General features: G+C 58.6%; 11 protein-coding genes. 1 reads left to right on the top strand and 10 read right to left on the bottom strand.

Annotated features, from left to right (window positions below; all coding sequences use genetic code 11):
* Positions 1-1,078: 1,078 nt before the first annotated feature.
* From repC to repA, 3 genes are all read right to left on the bottom strand, one after another.
* Complete coding sequence (gene repC / locus D1012_RS20265; protein WP_233517216.1) at positions 1,079-2,170, bottom strand: plasmid replication protein RepC; 1,092 nt, start codon at positions 2,168-2,170, stop codon at positions 1,079-1,081.
* Positions 2,171-2,405: 235 nt separating this feature from the next.
* Entirely contained in the window at positions 2,406-3,380 is a 975-nt protein-coding gene (gene repB, locus D1012_RS20260) for a plasmid partitioning protein RepB (RefSeq protein WP_118155944.1), read from the bottom strand.
* The gene (gene repA, locus D1012_RS20255) at positions 3,380-4,582 is read right to left on the bottom strand and encodes a plasmid partitioning protein RepA (RefSeq protein WP_118155962.1); all 1,203 of its coding nucleotides are present in this window, start codon (positions 4,580-4,582) and stop codon (positions 3,380-3,382) included. Before repA ends, repB begins: the two co-directional genes overlap by 1 nt.
* A gap of 687 nt (positions 4,583-5,269) precedes the next feature.
* Between repA and D1012_RS20250 the strand changes: the two genes are divergently transcribed.
* The gene (locus D1012_RS20250) at positions 5,270-6,412 is read left to right on the top strand and encodes a muconate/chloromuconate family cycloisomerase (protein WP_118155961.1); all 1,143 of its coding nucleotides are present in this window, start codon (positions 5,270-5,272) and stop codon (positions 6,410-6,412) included.
* Between the two features lie 21 nt (positions 6,413-6,433).
* Here the strand turns inward: D1012_RS20250 and D1012_RS20245 are convergent, their stop codons facing one another.
* From D1012_RS20245 to D1012_RS20215, 7 genes are all read right to left on the bottom strand, one after another.
* The gene (locus D1012_RS20245) at positions 6,434-7,321 is read right to left on the bottom strand and encodes a LysR family transcriptional regulator (protein ID WP_118155943.1); all 888 of its coding nucleotides are present in this window, start codon (positions 7,319-7,321) and stop codon (positions 6,434-6,436) included.
* 108 nt (positions 7,322-7,429) lie between these two features.
* The gene (locus D1012_RS20240; RefSeq protein ID WP_118155942.1) at positions 7,430-8,305 is read right to left on the bottom strand and encodes a dioxygenase family protein; all 876 of its coding nucleotides are present in this window, start codon (positions 8,303-8,305) and stop codon (positions 7,430-7,432) included.
* 339 nt (positions 8,306-8,644) lie between these two features.
* A complete protein-coding gene (locus tag D1012_RS20235; RefSeq protein WP_118155941.1) occupies positions 8,645-10,426 on the bottom strand; it encodes an ABC transporter ATP-binding protein in 1,782 nt (593 codons plus the stop codon).
* A gap of 9 nt (positions 10,427-10,435) precedes the next feature.
* Positions 10,436-11,506 carry an ATP-binding protein gene (locus tag D1012_RS20230; RefSeq protein WP_118155940.1) on the bottom strand — a complete coding sequence of 357 codons (1,071 nt, stop codon included), beginning with the start codon at positions 11,504-11,506 and terminating at the stop codon, positions 10,436-10,438.
* On the bottom strand, positions 11,496-12,194 hold the full coding sequence (locus tag D1012_RS20225; protein ID WP_118155939.1) for a response regulator: 699 nt from the start codon (positions 12,192-12,194) through the stop codon (positions 11,496-11,498). Before D1012_RS20225 ends, D1012_RS20230 begins: the two co-directional genes overlap by 11 nt.
* Positions 12,191-15,298, bottom strand: a complete 3,108-nt coding sequence (locus D1012_RS20220) for a multidrug efflux RND transporter permease subunit (protein WP_118155938.1) — start codon at positions 15,296-15,298, stop codon at positions 12,191-12,193. Before D1012_RS20220 ends, D1012_RS20225 begins: the two co-directional genes overlap by 4 nt.
* A 27-nt stretch (positions 15,299-15,325) precedes the next feature.
* Complete coding sequence (locus tag D1012_RS20215; RefSeq protein WP_233517215.1) at positions 15,326-16,423, bottom strand: efflux RND transporter periplasmic adaptor subunit; 1,098 nt, start codon at positions 16,421-16,423, stop codon at positions 15,326-15,328.
* Positions 16,424-16,425: the final 2 nt, after the last annotated feature.

Below are 16,425 nucleotides of genomic sequence, written 5' to 3'. Positions count from 1 at the left end.
GCCGCTATGCCGACGGGAGAAAGGTCACCCTGACAGAACGCTGGATACAACTTTCGCTAACTTCCGGATCTGGTCTAACCGCGTTCGGCTACGTCAGGGCGGACGCCGCAAAAGCCTGCCCCTTGCCAATCTCGGGTGCCAACGCGACCAATGGCGGCAGGGCTTTATCAGCGTCGAGGTTATAGATACCATTCTCTGTCAGCGGCCCCTGCCCGACCGAATTGCCGAAGCGAATGTTCCTTGCCTTTTTGCCCTGTGCAAAAGGCCATGCCTTACCAGAACTACACAAGCCGTGGACATAGAACTCCCGCGAATTTGCAGAACCAAACCCAGACCCCGAAGCGCTGGAAGTCGACCACTGTCCTCTGGTGTGCCGTATGGAACATCTTCGGAAATGGCTTCGCTTAAGCAATCCGGCACAATTCCGTTTTTCGCGATCAGATGGGGTGCCCAAGTCAGGCGCATCTGCGCGGTTCCTTGGATGATGACAAGAAATACTTTGACCAAGGGAGCGACGCTAAAGTTGATCGCGGAACGGATCCCTGTCTCTGCAGGATATTTACATGTTGTCCTGAAGCGACGGGATGTTGCCTCTGACTGTATATAGGCCGTGAGCAAAGTCGCTGCTTTCAAAACGTTGATCTGTTTGTGTGAACCTGATTTTCAGATCAGTTTGCAGCATTCGGTCGGATCGGATCTGGCGGCAGTCTTCATAGGCAGATTGACCGTGTGAAGAGCGTGAAGGTTAGCTTGGCTCTGTAAGCGGAAGCTTTCTTGGTGGCGAATCTGTCAACCACCCTGCCCTGCTACCGCGTCTTATTTACCAAACATTTCAGATACGCACTTCGCAATATGTTCAAATCACAACGTAACCTCGACGCTGGTTTTGGTTGACAGCTTTTGCTGCTCCCCTGTGACTGCTAGACGAAGTAACAGAGTTGAACCTGCGCGTTTGCGCTTGGGCGGCATTCCACCGAGTGCGCTCAGCTGTTGACTGTTTCGTGCGGTTTGTCCGCGGACAATTTTATGTAGCGCCGCTGTCGACGCAACAGCAGGTCCGTATTGTCCGCGGACAAAACTAGCAAATCTTCAGCGCCTTTTGCCTTATAAGCCTGTTGATCATAGCCCAAGGGTCAAACGACGCGCTTCTTTCCCCAAGTGTGATCGCTCGAAAGTATGCACCAATTTGTCTGATCTTCTTGTGCAGCTGAAGAATGCCCCAAATCGTGATAGCGGTCTCAAGCTCGCCAAGTCTGTTTTCTGCGGCACGATAGGTTGTACTGTCGATTCCCATCATTGGCGCGAGGCTGCGAGCGTGGCTAATGACATCTGAAGCCCTTTCTGGTGGGTGCTGCAGATATGTTGCGGCTTCCTCGCATGCATCAACAAGTGCTCCGATGGTTACGGGTTGCGAGCGTGAGTGACGAGGTTTTGCTTTGTCAGCTATATCAGAATCTAAAAGTTCTTTTTTTGAGCTATGATGGTGACGGTCATTTTGTCCGTCAGTTACGGTCATTTTGTTCGTCTCGAGGGTAATACCAGAAGCTTCAGTTGCTTTGTGTTCCTCAACTGTGATCAGAGTATCCAGCAGGCTCTGAAGTGTGCTTGCGGTGAGTTTCCGACGCAAGGCACGTTGTGCATTTTCAACATCAGCACCCGATACACCCAAGTTCTGCGATAGGACAATCGCACAGCGGAGCTTTGTTCGCAGGTATGCAATGTGACTTGCCTGTTTGGTGCAGGTATCTGCCATCGCGCAAATGTCTTCAAAACTCTCGAACAAAGGGGTCAGATCAAAGCCGAAACGAAGCACCTTGCCCGTGGACATGTCGTTTTTCGTGAAACGCTTGCGGTTAGGGCTATCTGACCGTGTGAGCAACCCAGCTTCGGCCAGTTGTGCAATATGACGGCGGATGGTCCTGTCGGAAATGCCATTTCGCTTGAAGGCGAGCGTTGCGTTTGACGCAAAGACAAAGTCATGGTTCCGCTTGGGTGGCAAGCATGACAGCAGGGCATCCAACGTGCCTATGACCGGGGCCTTGAGCCCGAGGGCTGTGCTGGCCTTCCGGATTGTCTCGATGAGTACGAAACGGTCTGGGCGGCTGTTGTCTGTGGGCAATATGTCAGATGTCCGCGACCCGACAGGTGCGGTGATATGTTGAAAGCGCATGTTTTTTTCACGGCAAGCCTAGGCAAAAATTGCCACACCAAGGCACCGGCCCGTTTGCTTGTTTTTGGCAAACGTACCAATTCAACCGAATCGGTTGTTCTTGACTGACGCGGAAAAGCTGATAAATCTGATGATGCTAGGCAACAGATTGGGCTCTCCGGGGGTGACCTTGGGGGGCTCTTTCTTTTTACGTCGGTTGCGGGTGCTCCCTTTGTTGTTGAACTGCTCGGTTTGTTCAGTCGGCTTCAGTAGCCGTCCGCCACGCCTCGTAGAGGCGCAAAACCTCTGCTTCGGCATGTTCTCTCATCCACTTCGTGAATTCTGGCTGGTCAGAACCTGCAAAGCGGATCGTCAATGATCGTGGAGTTTCCTTGATCTCGGCAACTCTGGAGCCATTACAGACGATGGATAGGGCAGGGGGGTGCCTTGTTTGTGGGGCGTCTGGCTGTTCTGACTTCAATGCAAAGGCAGAGATCAAGGCGAACCGATCATCCGACGGAAGTGTCCGAGAGGTTTCATCCAAAGACGCAACCAGAGCATCAAGGTCAATCTCCTTGGCGCGAACCTGATCGGCCAGATCTTCCCAGCGACGGCGCCCGATTCCGTGGGCGGCACCAATGAAATGCACCACGTTAAGGGGAAGCGCCCGCGCCACTTTGGTCATTCGCGACAGCATGGGCCTGTCGATTGCCAAGGCATCCAAAACCACAGCCTGATCATAGCCGCTATCAGCCAAGTCCGTGACAAAAATGGCTTTCTCGATAAAGCTGGGGTCCAGTCGGAGACTGTTTTCCTGACCCTGCGCCAATATAGCCTGTTCATCCGTCAGTGTTCGGATCAGGGCCTTGGCCGGCATGCCTGCCAGCTTCAGGGCACGAAGCCTCCGTCTGCCATAGACGATGCGATAGCGCCCCGGACTTTCAAGAAGCGGACGCACCATGATGGGCACTTGCTGACCATATGCACGAATGCTCTGCACCAGATCGGCAACATCGGCATCTGTAATGGTCAGACGATCTTTTGGGCCGTCGTCATCAATCAGGGACGGATCAATTTCCCGGACCGCATTTGATGACAAGTCGCGTAGCGTCGATTTGACCCCCGACATTGCCCCGGTATTGGGAAACCGTGGTTTGTTGCCGGGTGCAGATGCTTCTGCAGCAGGATCTTCGGGCGGTGGTGGCGGCTGGAAAATGTTGCGGCGAGCCATCAGTCTGTTCTCCGTCCCCAGGCTTCCTGGATGACCTTTTCAAATTCATCTGCGACGCCATTCACGCTCTCAAGGATGCGATCCAGTGTCTTGCGGATGACTTGTGTCGGGTCGAGTTCATAGATCGTTTGTTGGGTCATGCCGGCATCAGATATGGCCGTTGACTTTAGCATCGGTGTATTCAGCACCTGATCCAGCAGAATGGAGCGCAAGAAGCCCGCCATCTGAGATTGCGGTACGTCTGTCGGTTCATAGCGCGCGATCAGGAACTTGAGAAATTTCCAATCGGTCGGGCCTGTCGATTCTTCAAGAACCCTGACCGTTTCTCCAGCCATTTCAAGGAATTGAGCCATGGACGCCACGTCCAGCATGCTTGGTACGACAGTGATCAGCAGCCCGGTCGAAGCCAGCAGCGCCGTCATGGTGGTAAAGCCAAGTTGCGGCGGGCAATCAATCAGGACAAGGTCGTAGTTTTTCTCGATCTCTTCCAGTGCGATGGCGAGGCGCTGCGTGAATGGCGGATCAATCCGATTCTGCAAGGCATAGGCCGTCTCGGTTTCATACTCAGACAAGATCAGGCCGGCAGGGGCCAGATCAAGGTTGTGGAAATAGGTCTTGCGAATGATCTGACTCAGCGGGACGGGATCTTCGTAGCGCAAGGCATCATAGACGGTGCCGGTTTCTGCAAATTCGATCTCGGGACGATAGCCGAACATTGTTGTCAGACTGGCCTGCGGGTCCATATCCATTGCCAGAACCCGGTAGCCGCGCAGGGCATACCGTTGCGCCAGATGGATCGCCGTGGTCGTCTTGCTGCTGCCACCCTTGAAGTTGACAACCGAAATCACCTGTAATCCATCGCCCTCACGGCGACCGGGCAGGTAGGTTTCTCCGTTGCGCCCAGTGCGGGCCATGACCTTGCGAATTGTGTCGATTTCTTCTGCCGTATACAGGCGCCTGCCACGGGCATCCGTCTCGACATCGGGAAAATCGCCTTCCTGGTGCCGGGTCCGGAGGTTTGACATGCTGATTCCGGTCAATTCCGACACTTCCGCGGGATGAAGCTTCCGCAGCATTTTCCGGCTTTCGGGTTGAAAGCTGTTGCGCATATGCGTGTTGAGGGCTTCAGACAAGCGCGCAGCGTTCGCACTGATCGTGCTGGCGATCGAGCCTGGAGAAGGGTTAACTGTGCTCGTGTTCATATGCCCCTCTATGGTCTCTTGATGGACCTTTGTTGTTTCGTCGCAAGATCGCGTCATAATCGAGTTTGTGCGACAACAGAAGTGATGGCACGCAACTTATAGTGCGGCAACTGTTTTTTTACTTCGAGGGTTGCGAGGCACGCGCGCGGGGCTCACCTGCTTTCTTAGCTTTGCCCACTAGTGCTTTGAAAATAAAAGAAAATTTGTATATCCATTTGTAGGGGAGCCTATTTTGTACCAGCTGTGCCCGCAGCTACCAAACCTAGAATGAATATTAACGATGCGAATCGTACGTTGGTTTATGATCAAGAGATTGGACTTCAGGCGTGGCTGAAGGTGGTGATCAGGAGGGCGCGCAGAATTCTGCTTTTTGCGATGTGGCAGGTGGCCCAGAATGAATGTCTGGCGCTATGAGTGTCCATTGCGTTCTGGCGTAGGGCAGGGGTGATTGCCGCCTGCCCGATCAACCCTCTGGCATCCCTTATGACGATGTGACCGCAGGTTCGAGGGGGATACCCTACATGTCACTAAGCGTATCGCAACAAGCCACCGGCGTATCGCCGTCACGATTTTGTGGCCGACCACAGCGAGACTGGGTATCGAACCAGACCCTTCTGGTATTGGACCCTGGCCCCCCGCAAGTGTCATCAGTGGAGATTGAACGCCCCAAAACAAAAGGCTGCTGCTGTGATCCGGATTGACCATATCGAGTCCATCATCATCGACGTGCCAACGGTGCGCGGGCATGTCCTGTCGATGGTCACGATGAGGGCACAGGCCGTTGTGCTGGTGCGCATGCGTTTTTCAGACGGATCGGAAGGGCTGGGCGAGGGTGCGTCGATCGGTGGGCTGTCTTACGGATCGGAAAGCGTGGAAAGTATCAAAATCGCCATTGATGCCTATATCGCGCCTGCTCTGCTGGGGATGAACGCTGACGGGATTGCCGCCGCTACTGCGCGGATGGAAAAGGTGGTGCGCGGCAATCCTATTGCCCGCGCAGCCGTGGAATGTGCCCTGTGGGATGGGCTTGGCCGTCGAAGCGGACTTTCGGTTGCGCAGCTGTTCGGGGGGCGCATCCATGACCGTTTGCCGGTTGCCTGGACACTGGCCAGCGGCAACAGCCAGACCGACATTGATGAAGCTGAACAGATGCTGGCGGCCCGTCGCCATCGGGACTTCAAGCTGAAAATCGGCAAACGCAGTGTCCGGGAGGACATCGCCCATGTCGCCGCCATCGCCACCGCTGTCGGCGACCGGGGCACGATACGTGTTGATGTCAATCAGGCCTGGAGCTTGACCGATGCGCGTTATGGCGCCCGCGGATTGCAGGAAGTGGGTTGCATTCTGATCGAGCAACCCGTTGCGCGCGACAAGCTGGCAGCGCTGAAATCCCTGACGGATGGGTATGAGATCGCCATCATGGCTGACGAAGCGCTGCAAGGCCCTGCCGATGCCATGCGTCTGGCAGCCGACCGCGCGGCTGATGTTTTTGCTGTGAAACTGTGCCAGTCGGGCGGGCTGAAGCCGGCAGCGGACGTGATTGCAATTGCACGCGCGGCGGGCATTGACCTTTACGGTGGCACCATGCTGGAAAGCGGTCTTGGCACTGCGGCTGCTATTCAGCTGTTTGCCACTGTGCCCGAGTGGCATTTCGGCACCGAAATGTTCGGTCCGTTGCTGCTGAAAGAAGATATTCTGACCGAGTCGTTGGATTATGGTGATTTTTCGGTCGCGGTCCCGCAGGGGCCGGGTTTTGGAGTCAGTCTGGACGAGGACAAGCTGGCATTTTACCGCCGCGACAGGGCAAGGTCGGTGACGGCGATTGCATGAAACGCTTTGCCGGATGCAGCATCACAACGTTTTGCGGGCCACCTGCTGCGCGATCGTGACAAAATTGCGCACGTGCACGCCTTGTTCATCCAACCGATGATTGACCGATATCCCGGTTCTGGCCAGAGGATTGGCAATGTCATGAAAGCGCACACCGGTCCGTTGCACTGATCCGACCGATTGCGGCACAATTGCCAGCCCTTCTCCCACTGACACCAGCGCAATTGCGGTCTGAAAATCCATCGTGAACACCCGGCGTTTCAATTCCACCCCAAGCCCGGCACAGGCGTTCAGAACAAAATCCGCAAAGGAGGGGCGGGGGAATTCCGGGTAAAGCACAAAGGCCTCACCGACGACCTGTCGCAGGTCGACAGGCCCTTTCGCCAGAGTCAGCGTGTCTGGCGCGGCCAGAACCAGAGGTTCGTCGCCCAGTTTCCGCGTTGTGATTTCGGCATCTTCCAGCGTCGGGCGGGCAATGGCCAGATCAATCTCGCGGCGGATCAGGCTGCGCTGGAGCTGCGCATTGTTCATCGGGATCAGTGACAGGCTCACATCGGGATAGGCCGCGCGGAAGCTCTTCAGAACGGTCTGCAAAATGCCATAAGTCGCAGATCCGACAAAACCGATCCGCAACCGCCCCTCTGCGCCCTGTCCGATGCGGCGCACCTCCAGCCGGATATCGTTGAACTCGGCCACCATGGCTGTGCCGCGTGCATAAAGCCGTTCTCCAGCCTGCGTCAGCGAAATGGCGTTGCGGCTCCGGTTGAACAGAAGAGCGCCCAATTCGTCTTCGATCTGCTTTATCTGCCGGCTCAGAGGGGGTTGCGCTATGCCCAGCCGTTCGGCAGCCCGGCCAAAGTGCAGTTCTTCGGCAAGCGCTATGAAATATTCCAATTGTTTGAGGTTCATCGCCGACTCCTGTTCATAGCTCTGCTAACCTGCTCCGGGCCGCCCCCCAAGCAAAAAGCCGCACCCCGGTCAAAGGGTGCGGCAAGAGTGAGCAGGGGAGGGGGCAGATTACTCCGCAGCCAGCGCTGGTTGGGTCGCCGCGGCCTTGAGCGTGAAGTCAAAGCGCAAATACAGGTCGGTGCCATGCTCTGGTTGGGCCGGTACGAAATCGCCGACAAGACTGTCCTTCACCGCAAAGACCGAGTCATTGTCGAGCCATTTGGATGTGCGGTCATAAATCTGGCTGACCAGAGTGCGATAGCCGTCTTTTGCCAGGATGAAGTGCAAATGGCCGGGACGGTTCGGATGATGACCCATATAGCGCAACAGCGCGCCCGCCGTTTCGTCCGACGGGATCGGGTAGGGCACCGGACGCAAGGCGCGAAGGGCAAAGTAGCCATTTTCATCCGTCTCGAACCGGCCACGCAGGTTATAGTCAGGCTGGTCGTGATCGTGGTTCTCATACAGCCCGTTCGGGGCATCTTCCCAGATATCGAGAGTCACACCTGCGAGCGGCTGACCCGAGGTATCCTTGACATAGCCTTCCATAAAGACCGTCTCTTCGTTGTCGAAGTGTTTTTGTGCGGTCGAGGCCCCATGTGGCAATACCGGTGGATGCTCACGATAAAACGGTCCCAGAACGGTCGATTCCGATTCGGTCCCTGTGACCGGATTGGTCAACATGTCGCACAGAACCTCGACACCCAGAATATCGCCCAACAGGATAAACTCCTGGCGCTTGTCGTCGCAGACTGCGCCTGCGCGGGCCAGGAACATGCAGGCCTCGATGAACTCGGAATGGGTCAGTGTCACGTCTTTGCAGAACCCATGCATATGCCGGATCAGCGCGGTCATGATTTCACGCTGGCGCGCGGTGATTTCGCCGTGCTGGCCAAGTGATCCGATGACCACATCGGTAACGTTGTCGATGGTGACTTTGCTCATGCTGTCCCTCCTCCGGGCAGGTTCTGGCTGCGTCGCAGGCGGACCGGATAGTCATGTCCTCCCGCAGATGAGCTGACTATCCACACCAGCATGCCCCGCGCCAATGACTGTCGGGGTATAGCGCGATACTCCTGCTGCTCAAGCATTGGCAGGCAGACACCCGGTATCGCAACATATGCTGCGCAGCAGAGTGAAAACGCCGGGGCAGGGCGCTTCAGCGTTGACGTCCGTGCCGGGGCCGTGGACACGGATGTGCGCCGCGTTTTTGTTCGGAGTGCCGATCCGTCTGCAGGGCCTCAGGTCTGTCAGGCACTGTCGGCCTGCTGATTTTCAGACGCCTCATGCCCCGCGCAACAGGCTGGCATAGAGACCAGCTTTTGCCAACAGGTCGTCATGACTGCCCTGCTCGACGATCTGTCCGGCCTGCATCACCACGATCAGATCGGCATGGCGGATGGTGGAAAGGCGATGCGCGATGGTGATGGTCGTCCGCCCCTTCGACATCGCGTCGAGGGCCAGTGACATTGCACGCTCGGTCCGCGTATCCAGCGCGCTTGTCGCCTCGTCCAGGAGCAGGATCGGCGGATCACGCAGGATGGTGCGGGCCAGCGCCAGACGTTGCTTTTCACCGCCCGAGAAACGATATCCGCCTTCGCCCACCAGCGTATCATAGCCATCCGGCAACGTGGCGATATGATCATGTATCTGCGCCACTTTCGCCGCAGCGATCAATTCATCATCGGTGGCGCCGGGCCGGGCAAAGCGCAGGTTTTCCGCGACGGACGTGTGCAGCAGATAGGGCTCTTGTGACACAACCCCAAGCATCTGAGACAGCGTGTCAAAGCTCAGGTCGCGCAGATCCACTCCGTCAAAGCGGATCGCACCGCTTTGCACATCGTACAGCCGCGCCAGCAGATAACCGAGCGTGGTCTTTCCCGAGCCAGTCGGGCCCACGATTGCAACATGGCTGCCTGACGGAATGGTCAGGCTGATGTCACGCACAGCCGGGCCATGCGCCTCGGCATAGGCAAAGCTGACATGGTCCAACTGCACGTCTCCGCGCATCATCGTCCGGGGGACAGTGACGGGATCGGCGCGCTCCGTGATTTCCACTGGCTTGTCGAGATACTCGAAGACGCGGGCGAACAGTGCGCGGGTCTTGCGCATGTCGCGACCGGTTTCCAGCAATTGCTCAAAGGGCCACAGCAGTTGTTCCTGTAGCGCGATCATTGCGACCAGCGTGCCGATGGTGGCGGGGGAGTCGGTCTGCATCAGCAATCCACCGGCCAGCAGCGTCAGCGCGGGCAAGATTGCCAGAGCCAGACCGATCAGCGCCCATTGCCCCTCGCCTGCGGTGTGCGACTTGACCTCAAGATGTGCCAGATCGCCCGAAATGCGGGCAAAACGTTGAGCCAGATGCGGTCCACGCCCCATCGTGCGGGCAAGAATGATGCCCGATGCCGACAGCGTTTCCTGCACCGCAGCTGACATGTCTGCGGCACGGGCCTGTTGTTCAAAGGTCAGCGCTTCGCGCATGCGGGCGACACGGTTGCTGATCAGCACCGTGCCCGGCACGATCAACAGCACAAACATTGCCAAACGCCAGTCAAGCAAAAGAATGGCGATTGCTGTCATGACCACGGCGCTGAGCGCTTTGCCCAGTTCGCTGGCGGTTTCGGTCACCAGCGATTGCAACCCGGCAATGTCACCGGCGATGCGTGACTGCACCTCGCCCGTACGGGTGCCGGTAAAAAAGCGCAACGACAGGCTCTGAAGGTGGGAATAAAGCCGCACCCGCAGATCGTGCAGGATCGCCTGCCCGATCCGCGATGTCAGCACAACTTGCCACGCGCCGATCGCAGCAGCGATCACCGCCGCACCGATCATTCCCGCCACCAGCCACATCAACAGCCCCAGATTCTGCTGCGGCAGGGCCTGATCAATTATGGCGCGCAACAGAAACGGCCCGGCCAGCCCCACGGCCGAAGCCAGAGCCATGAGCGCCACCACCCCGGCAATTCGTCTTTGATATGGCACAAACAACGCCGCCACACGGCGCAAGGACACGTGCCGCGCGGCCAGATCCTCGTAATCATCTGGGGCATCAGGAAAGTTGGACATTGGAAATTCTCAACTACAGGAGGGAAGCGCGCGGCGCGGCAATCGGATTTCGACCGCCAGACCAGACCTCTCAGAGGGCAGGATCAAGGCTTCGCCGCCATGGGCGCGGGCGATAGCGCGCACGATGGGCAAGCCGAGGCCCGAGCCGCCAAGGCTGCGTCCACGCGACTCATCAGCGCGCCAGAAACGATCAAAGGCGCGGGCGCGGTTTTCTTCTGACAGGCCAAGGCCAGTATCTGTGCAGCGGAAATAGACCGTATCACCTTCGACGCCGGTTTCGACATGAACAGCGCTGCCCGGTGCATAGCGGCGACAATTTTCAAGCACCGCGACAAAGGCCTGGCGCAACCGCGCGCCGTCCGCAAATGTGGTGGCAGGATGGAGCGTTCGGGTCAGGGTGATCCCTGCGCCCGACAGGTCACTTTCCAACGAGGCCAGCGTGACAGCAGCTTCGGCCCCCAGATCGGCCTGAGTGCAGATCAGATCCAGTTGTCCTGCGTTGCTTAATGCCAATGCGCGCAGCTCGTCGACGATCCTCGAAAGGTCGTCGACATGGGAGATAAGCCGTTCGTAGAGCTGGGGAGTGGGCTCAAAAACACCATCTGACAGCCCCTGCAAACGCCCGCGCAGGATGGTCAACGGTGTGCGCAGCTCGTGTGCGATTGCGGAATTGGAATAGGTAAGCTCTGCTTCGGCACGTTGCAGACGCTCGGCCATCAGGTTGAAATCGGCTACCAGCGCACCAGCCTCGCCATAGCTGTCATGCAGCACTTCGGCCCGCGCCGAGAAGTCACCCGTTGCGATCAGACGCGCAGCCCCCGCCACAGTTTTCAGCGGGGCCACAATCCGACGGGCCAGGCGCCAGCCGATCAGAGAGGCAGCCATCAAGGCGACGGACAGCAGCACCCCCACCATGACCGTATCCCCAAGCCGCCAGTTTTCGTCATATGCAGCGTCGGGGTACAACCATTCGTAGATAAACAGAAAATAGGCCGTCAGCCCAAGGAAGACCACCGCAAAGGCCGTCAGGGTCAGCCCGATCATGGTTCGGGTGATCCGGGCGTTAAGACTACCGGCCATGGAACCAGTTCAGCCGATAGCCCACGCCACGCACGCCGACCAGCATGCCATCTGCCTTTGCTGCCGCCAGTTTGCGACGCAGGTTGCTGACATGGCTGTCCACCGTCCGGTCCAGTGCCTCGCCCTCTGGCAGGCAGGCATCGACCAGCTCACCACGCTCAAAGGCGCGGCCAGCCGAGCCAACCATATGCGCAAGGATACGGAATTCGGTCGGGGTCAGATCCAGCGGCACCGGGCCGGCGCCGGTGTTGACCTCTGCGCGATAGGCTTGCGGATCGACCGTCAGCGGCCCCAGTCGCAGCACATGATCCGGGCCACGCCCAATGGTGCGCCGCAAGACCGCCTTGGCGCGGGCCACCACTTCCAGAGGGTTGAACGGTTTGACGACATAGTCATCGGCACCAATGCGCAGAGCTTGCAGCTTGTCCAGATCTTCGGCCAGAGCGGTGACCATGATCACGGGCGTTTCACCCCGGCGTCGGATCGCGGCCAGCACCTCATAGCCGTCCTGTCCGGGCAGCTTGATATCCAGTACGATCAGATCGGGGCGCAAGCGCTGGTGATGGGCCAGAGCGGTCGGTCCGTCCCCGGCGGTAATCACCCGAAACCCCTCGCGGGCGAAGTAGGTTTCAAGAATTTCGGCGATCTCGGGTTCGTCTTCGACGATCAGGATCAGAGCGCTGGTCATGCTGTGGCCTCCACGATCTTATCCGCCCGCCGGTTGCGGGTCAGGTTGCTGACCGTGACATAAAGGACCGGGACGAAAAAGACCGCCAATACCGTTGCCGAGACCATGCCGCCAAACACCCCGGTGCCAATGGCGTTCTGAATCTCTGATCCGGCGCCGCGGGCGATCAGCAAGGGCACAACGCCCAGGATAAAGGCCAGCGATGTCATCAGGATTGGTCGCAGCCGCAGTCGCGCCGCCTGTAGCATGGCGCGATGCAGGCCGATGCCCTGTGCTTGCAGGTGTCGGGCATATTCGACCATCAGGATCGCGTTCTTGGCTGACAGGCCGATGATGGTGATCAGTCCGACCTTGAAGAACACGTCATTATCTGTCCCCCGGGCCAGTACCGCGAGCACTGCGCCCAGAACGCCGAGCGGCACCACCAGCATGACGGACAGCGGAATTGACCAGCTTTCATACAGTGCTGCCAGCACCAGAAACACGATCAACATCGAAGCGGCAAGCAGAATGGGGGCCCGATTGGCCGACTGCTTTTCCTGCAAGGACAGACCGGTCCATTCCACAGCAAAGCCTTGCGGCAACTCTTTTGCCAGCCGCTCGATCTCGGCCATTGCCGCACCGCTGGAGACGCCCGACGCAACCGACCCCGAGATACGAGCGGCAGGATAGCCGTTATAGCGCGACAGTTGCAGTGCCGCGTTTTCCCAAACTGGCGTCACCACTTCGGAAAGCGAGACCATGCCGCCATCCATGTTGCGCACCTCAAGGCGGAGAACATCTTCAACATGCATTCGGGCAGGGGCATCGGCCTGCACGATAACCTGTTGCAACTGCCCTTGGTTTGGGAAGTCGTTGACATAGCCCGAGCCGATGGCAGTCGAGATCGTCTCGCTGATCGCAGCAAAGGACAGACCCAGCGCTTGCGCTTTTTGCCGGTCGATCTGCAAGGCGACACTGATGCCGTTCGGCAGCCCTTCGGTCATGACGTCGCTGAGCAGCGGACTGGCAGAGGCCAGCGCGATCAGCTTGTCTTCGGCCGCCTTCAGCGCAACCGGGCCAGCATTGGCACGATCTTCAAGCCGCAAGGCAAAGCCCGAGGTGCTGCCCAGCGACTCGATGGCCGGGGGTTTCATGATCATGGCCGTGCCCTCTGGGATCTTGGCCATGGCGGTTTCCGCTGCGGCGATTTCCTCGTCCACCGTGACCTTGCGGTCGCTCCAGTCTTTGAGCGTGGTAAAGGCCTGTGCAGCATTGGGGCCAGACCCCGAAAAGCCAAATCCGAGGATGACAGTGCTTTCGGTGATATCAGGGCGCGTCGCTGTATGCGCCTCATAGGCGGCAACGATTTCGCGCGTGCGCTCGGCTGTGGCACCGGCAGGCAGTTCCATCATGGCCATGAAGCTGCCCTGATCCTCATCCGGTACAAAAGACGTGGGCACCCGCATATAGCCAAAGCTCATGACGGCCAGCAAAACACCATAGAGTACCAGCATCCGACCGCTTCGACGCAGCCCCCAACCGACCCAGCCGGTATAGCGCGTGATCAGCGCGTCAAAGCGGCGGTTGAACCAGCCAAAGAACCCGCCCGCCGCATGGCCGGTTGCAGGTTTCAAAAGTGTCGCGCAAAGCGCAGGCGTCAAGGTCAGCGCCAAAAAGGCCGATAGCAGGATCGACACGGCCATCGACAATGTGAACTGGCGATAGATCGCTCCAACCGAACCGCTTGCCATGCCCATCGGGACAAAGACGGCGGCCAGAACCAGCGTGATGCCGACAATGGCACCGGAAATCTCCCGCATCGCCTGTTGGGTCGCGGCTTTGGGGGACAGGCCCTGACGGGTCATGATGCGTTCGACATTCTCGACCACAACGATGGCGTCATCGACAATGATGCCGATGGACAGCACCATCCCGAACATCGTCAGCATGTTGATCGAATATCCCGCAAGCCACATCACTGTGAATGTCCCCAGCAGCGCAATGGGGGCAACGATGGTCGGGATCAGCGTGTAGCGAATCTTTTGCAAAAACAGCAACATCACCAGAAACACCAGCACCATCGCTTCGATCAGGGTCTGAACCACCTTGGTGATCGACACTTTTACAAAAGGCGCGGTGTTGTAGGAAATCGAAACCTCCATATCTTTGGGCATGGCGGTCTGCAATTCGGCCAGGCGCGCCTCGATGGCGCTGGCGGTGCGTATGGCATTGGCACCCGGTGTCATCTGAATCGCGGCGGCGGCGGCGGGCTTTCCATTGCTGCTGACGCTGAATGCCATCGTCTGCGCACCCAGTTCGATCCGGGCCACGTCGCCCAGAAGCAGACGCGCGCCATCAGCCTGTGCCCGCAGCGGAATGGCGGCAAAAGCCTCGGGCGTGGTCAACTGGCCGCGCAGGGTCAGCGCCGTGGAAACGCGCGTGCCGGGAACTGTCGGTTCATCCCCGACACGGCCAGGCGTCGCCTGCGCATTTTCACGGGAGATGGCGTCGGTTACATCTGTCATGGTCAGCCCATAGGCCGCAAGCTTTGCCGGATCGACCCAGACCCGCATTGCCCGTTCCGAGCCGAACCCCTGTACCCGTCCGACGCCGGGGATGCGTTTCAGCTCTTCGGTAAGGTTCCGAGTCAGGTAATCACCAAGGCTAAGCTCATCGGTCTTACCCTCCCGCGATTTCAGCGTGATAACCATCAGAAAGCCGGAATCGGCGGCCTCGACGTTTACGCCAGAGCGCCGTACCGCCTCGGGGAGCAGGGCTTCGGCATTCTTCAGCCGGTTCTGCACGTCTATCCGCGCCAGCCCGGGATCGGTGCCGGGTTTGAAGGTCACAAAGACATTGGCGCCGCCCGTCGAATCTACAGTAGATTCATAATAGAGCACGTTCTTTGCGCTGGAGAGTTCTTTCTCGATCGGACGGATCACGCTGTCGCTGACCGTTTGCACATCTGCCCCCGCGTAAGTGGCAAAGATGCTCACGCTGGGCGGGGCGATATCAGGGAAACGCGCAACAGGCAGTTGCGGAATTGCGACTATCCCGGAAAGCGCGATGAAAATGGCGATCACCCAAGCGAAAATCGGGCGGTCGATAAAAAATTGCGACATGATATCAAGTCCTTAATGTCTGTCAGCTTACAGCGCGGCATCCGCGCTGTCAGAGGCAACTTTTACCTTCATACCGTCCGGCACCCGGTCCTGCCCCAGAATGGCGATGACCTCGCCCGCCTTCAGACCGGATGTCACGACAACCCTGCCGCCGATGGTATCGCCCAGCGTGACCTCGCGCCGCATGGCTTCGGCCTGCGCGGAAACGACCACGATCTGCGTCACGCCCGCGCCATTGCGCAGTATCGCATCCTCGGGAACCAGCAGCGCGTCTGGCAAAAGCCCGCGTGGCAGCCGGGCCCGCACGAACATACCCGGTAACAGCGCCAGGTCGGGATTGGCGACCTCGACCCGGACCGAGACATTTCCTGTCCCCGGATCGACAACCACGTCCGGAAATTTCAGCTGCCCTGGCTGCAGGTATGTCTGGTCGCGATCTGTCAGGATGTCCACCGGGCCAAGCCCTTCCTCGGCGGCGATCAGAATTGCGTCCAGCCGTGCAACAGGCAAGCGCAGGTCGACATAGACCCGGTCCAATTCCTGTATCACCGCCAATGGCTTATCGGCACCCGGCGCCGCCAGACCGCCAATATCGACCAGACCGCCGGTAACATATCCGGAAATGGGTGCGCTCAGCGTGGCAAACTCCAGATCCAGCCGCCGCCGATCGACCAACGCCCGCGCCTCGGCAGAATTTGCAGCGGCCAGCACCAGCTCATTGTGGGCGGTGTCATTCTTCTCGCGGCTGACGGCATTCTTTCCAAGCAAGGCATCCGACCGCTCGACACTGCGTCGGGAAAAGGCTTCGGCTGCAACAGCGCGTGCAAGAGCCGCCTCGGCCGTGGCAAGATCTGCCTGCAACGGGGCCGGATTGATCCGAAACAGGACATCCCCTGCCTCGACCCGCGCGCCCTCATTCACCAGTCGGTCGAGGATCAGCCCTCCGACCTGTGGCCGTATCTCGACCCGCTGCAGAGCAGCGACCCGACCGGGAAGCTCTTCCTGCAACACGACCCGCTCTGGCACCAGTGTCGAGACCGTGAGCAGAACGGGCGAACCAGTTTCCATTTCCAGCGTTTGTGCCGCTGAGTCTCGCGGTGCAATCATCGCAAAAGATAACGCCATTG

The sequence above is a fragment of the Pseudotabrizicola alkalilacus genome, from assembly GCF_003443995.1.
Taxonomy (GTDB): Bacteria; Pseudomonadota; Alphaproteobacteria; order Rhodobacterales; family Rhodobacteraceae; genus Pseudotabrizicola; species Pseudotabrizicola alkalilacus.
The sequence above is the reverse complement of the archived record's forward strand: the minus strand, read 5'-3'. Positions and strand labels throughout refer to the sequence as shown.

Coding starts and splice junctions, on each gene's coding strand:
- D1012_RS20235 (WP_118155941.1), bottom strand. CDS start 10,426: ATGTCCAACTTTCCTGATGCCCCAGATGATTACGAGGATCTGGCCGCG.
- D1012_RS20245 (WP_118155943.1), bottom strand. CDS start 7,321: ATGAACCTCAAACAATTGGAATATTTCATAGCGCTTGCCGAAGAACTG.
- repC (WP_233517216.1), bottom strand. CDS start 2,170: ATGCGCTTTCAACATATCACCGCACCTGTCGGGTCGCGGACATCTGAC.
- D1012_RS20215 (WP_233517215.1), bottom strand. CDS start 16,423: ATGGCGTTATCTTTTGCGATGATTGCACCGCGAGACTCAGCGGCACAA.
- D1012_RS20225 (WP_118155939.1), bottom strand. CDS start 12,194: ATGACCAGCGCTCTGATCCTGATCGTCGAAGACGAACCCGAGATCGCC.
- D1012_RS20240 (WP_118155942.1), bottom strand. CDS start 8,305: ATGAGCAAAGTCACCATCGACAACGTTACCGATGTGGTCATCGGATCA.
- D1012_RS20220 (WP_118155938.1), bottom strand. CDS start 15,298: ATGTCGCAATTTTTTATCGACCGCCCGATTTTCGCTTGGGTGATCGCC.
- repB (WP_118155944.1), bottom strand. CDS start 3,380: ATGGCTCGCCGCAACATTTTCCAGCCGCCACCACCGCCCGAAGATCCT.
- repA (WP_118155962.1), bottom strand. CDS start 4,582: ATGAACACGAGCACAGTTAACCCTTCTCCAGGCTCGATCGCCAGCACG.
- D1012_RS20230 (WP_118155940.1), bottom strand. CDS start 11,506: ATGGCCGGTAGTCTTAACGCCCGGATCACCCGAACCATGATCGGGCTG.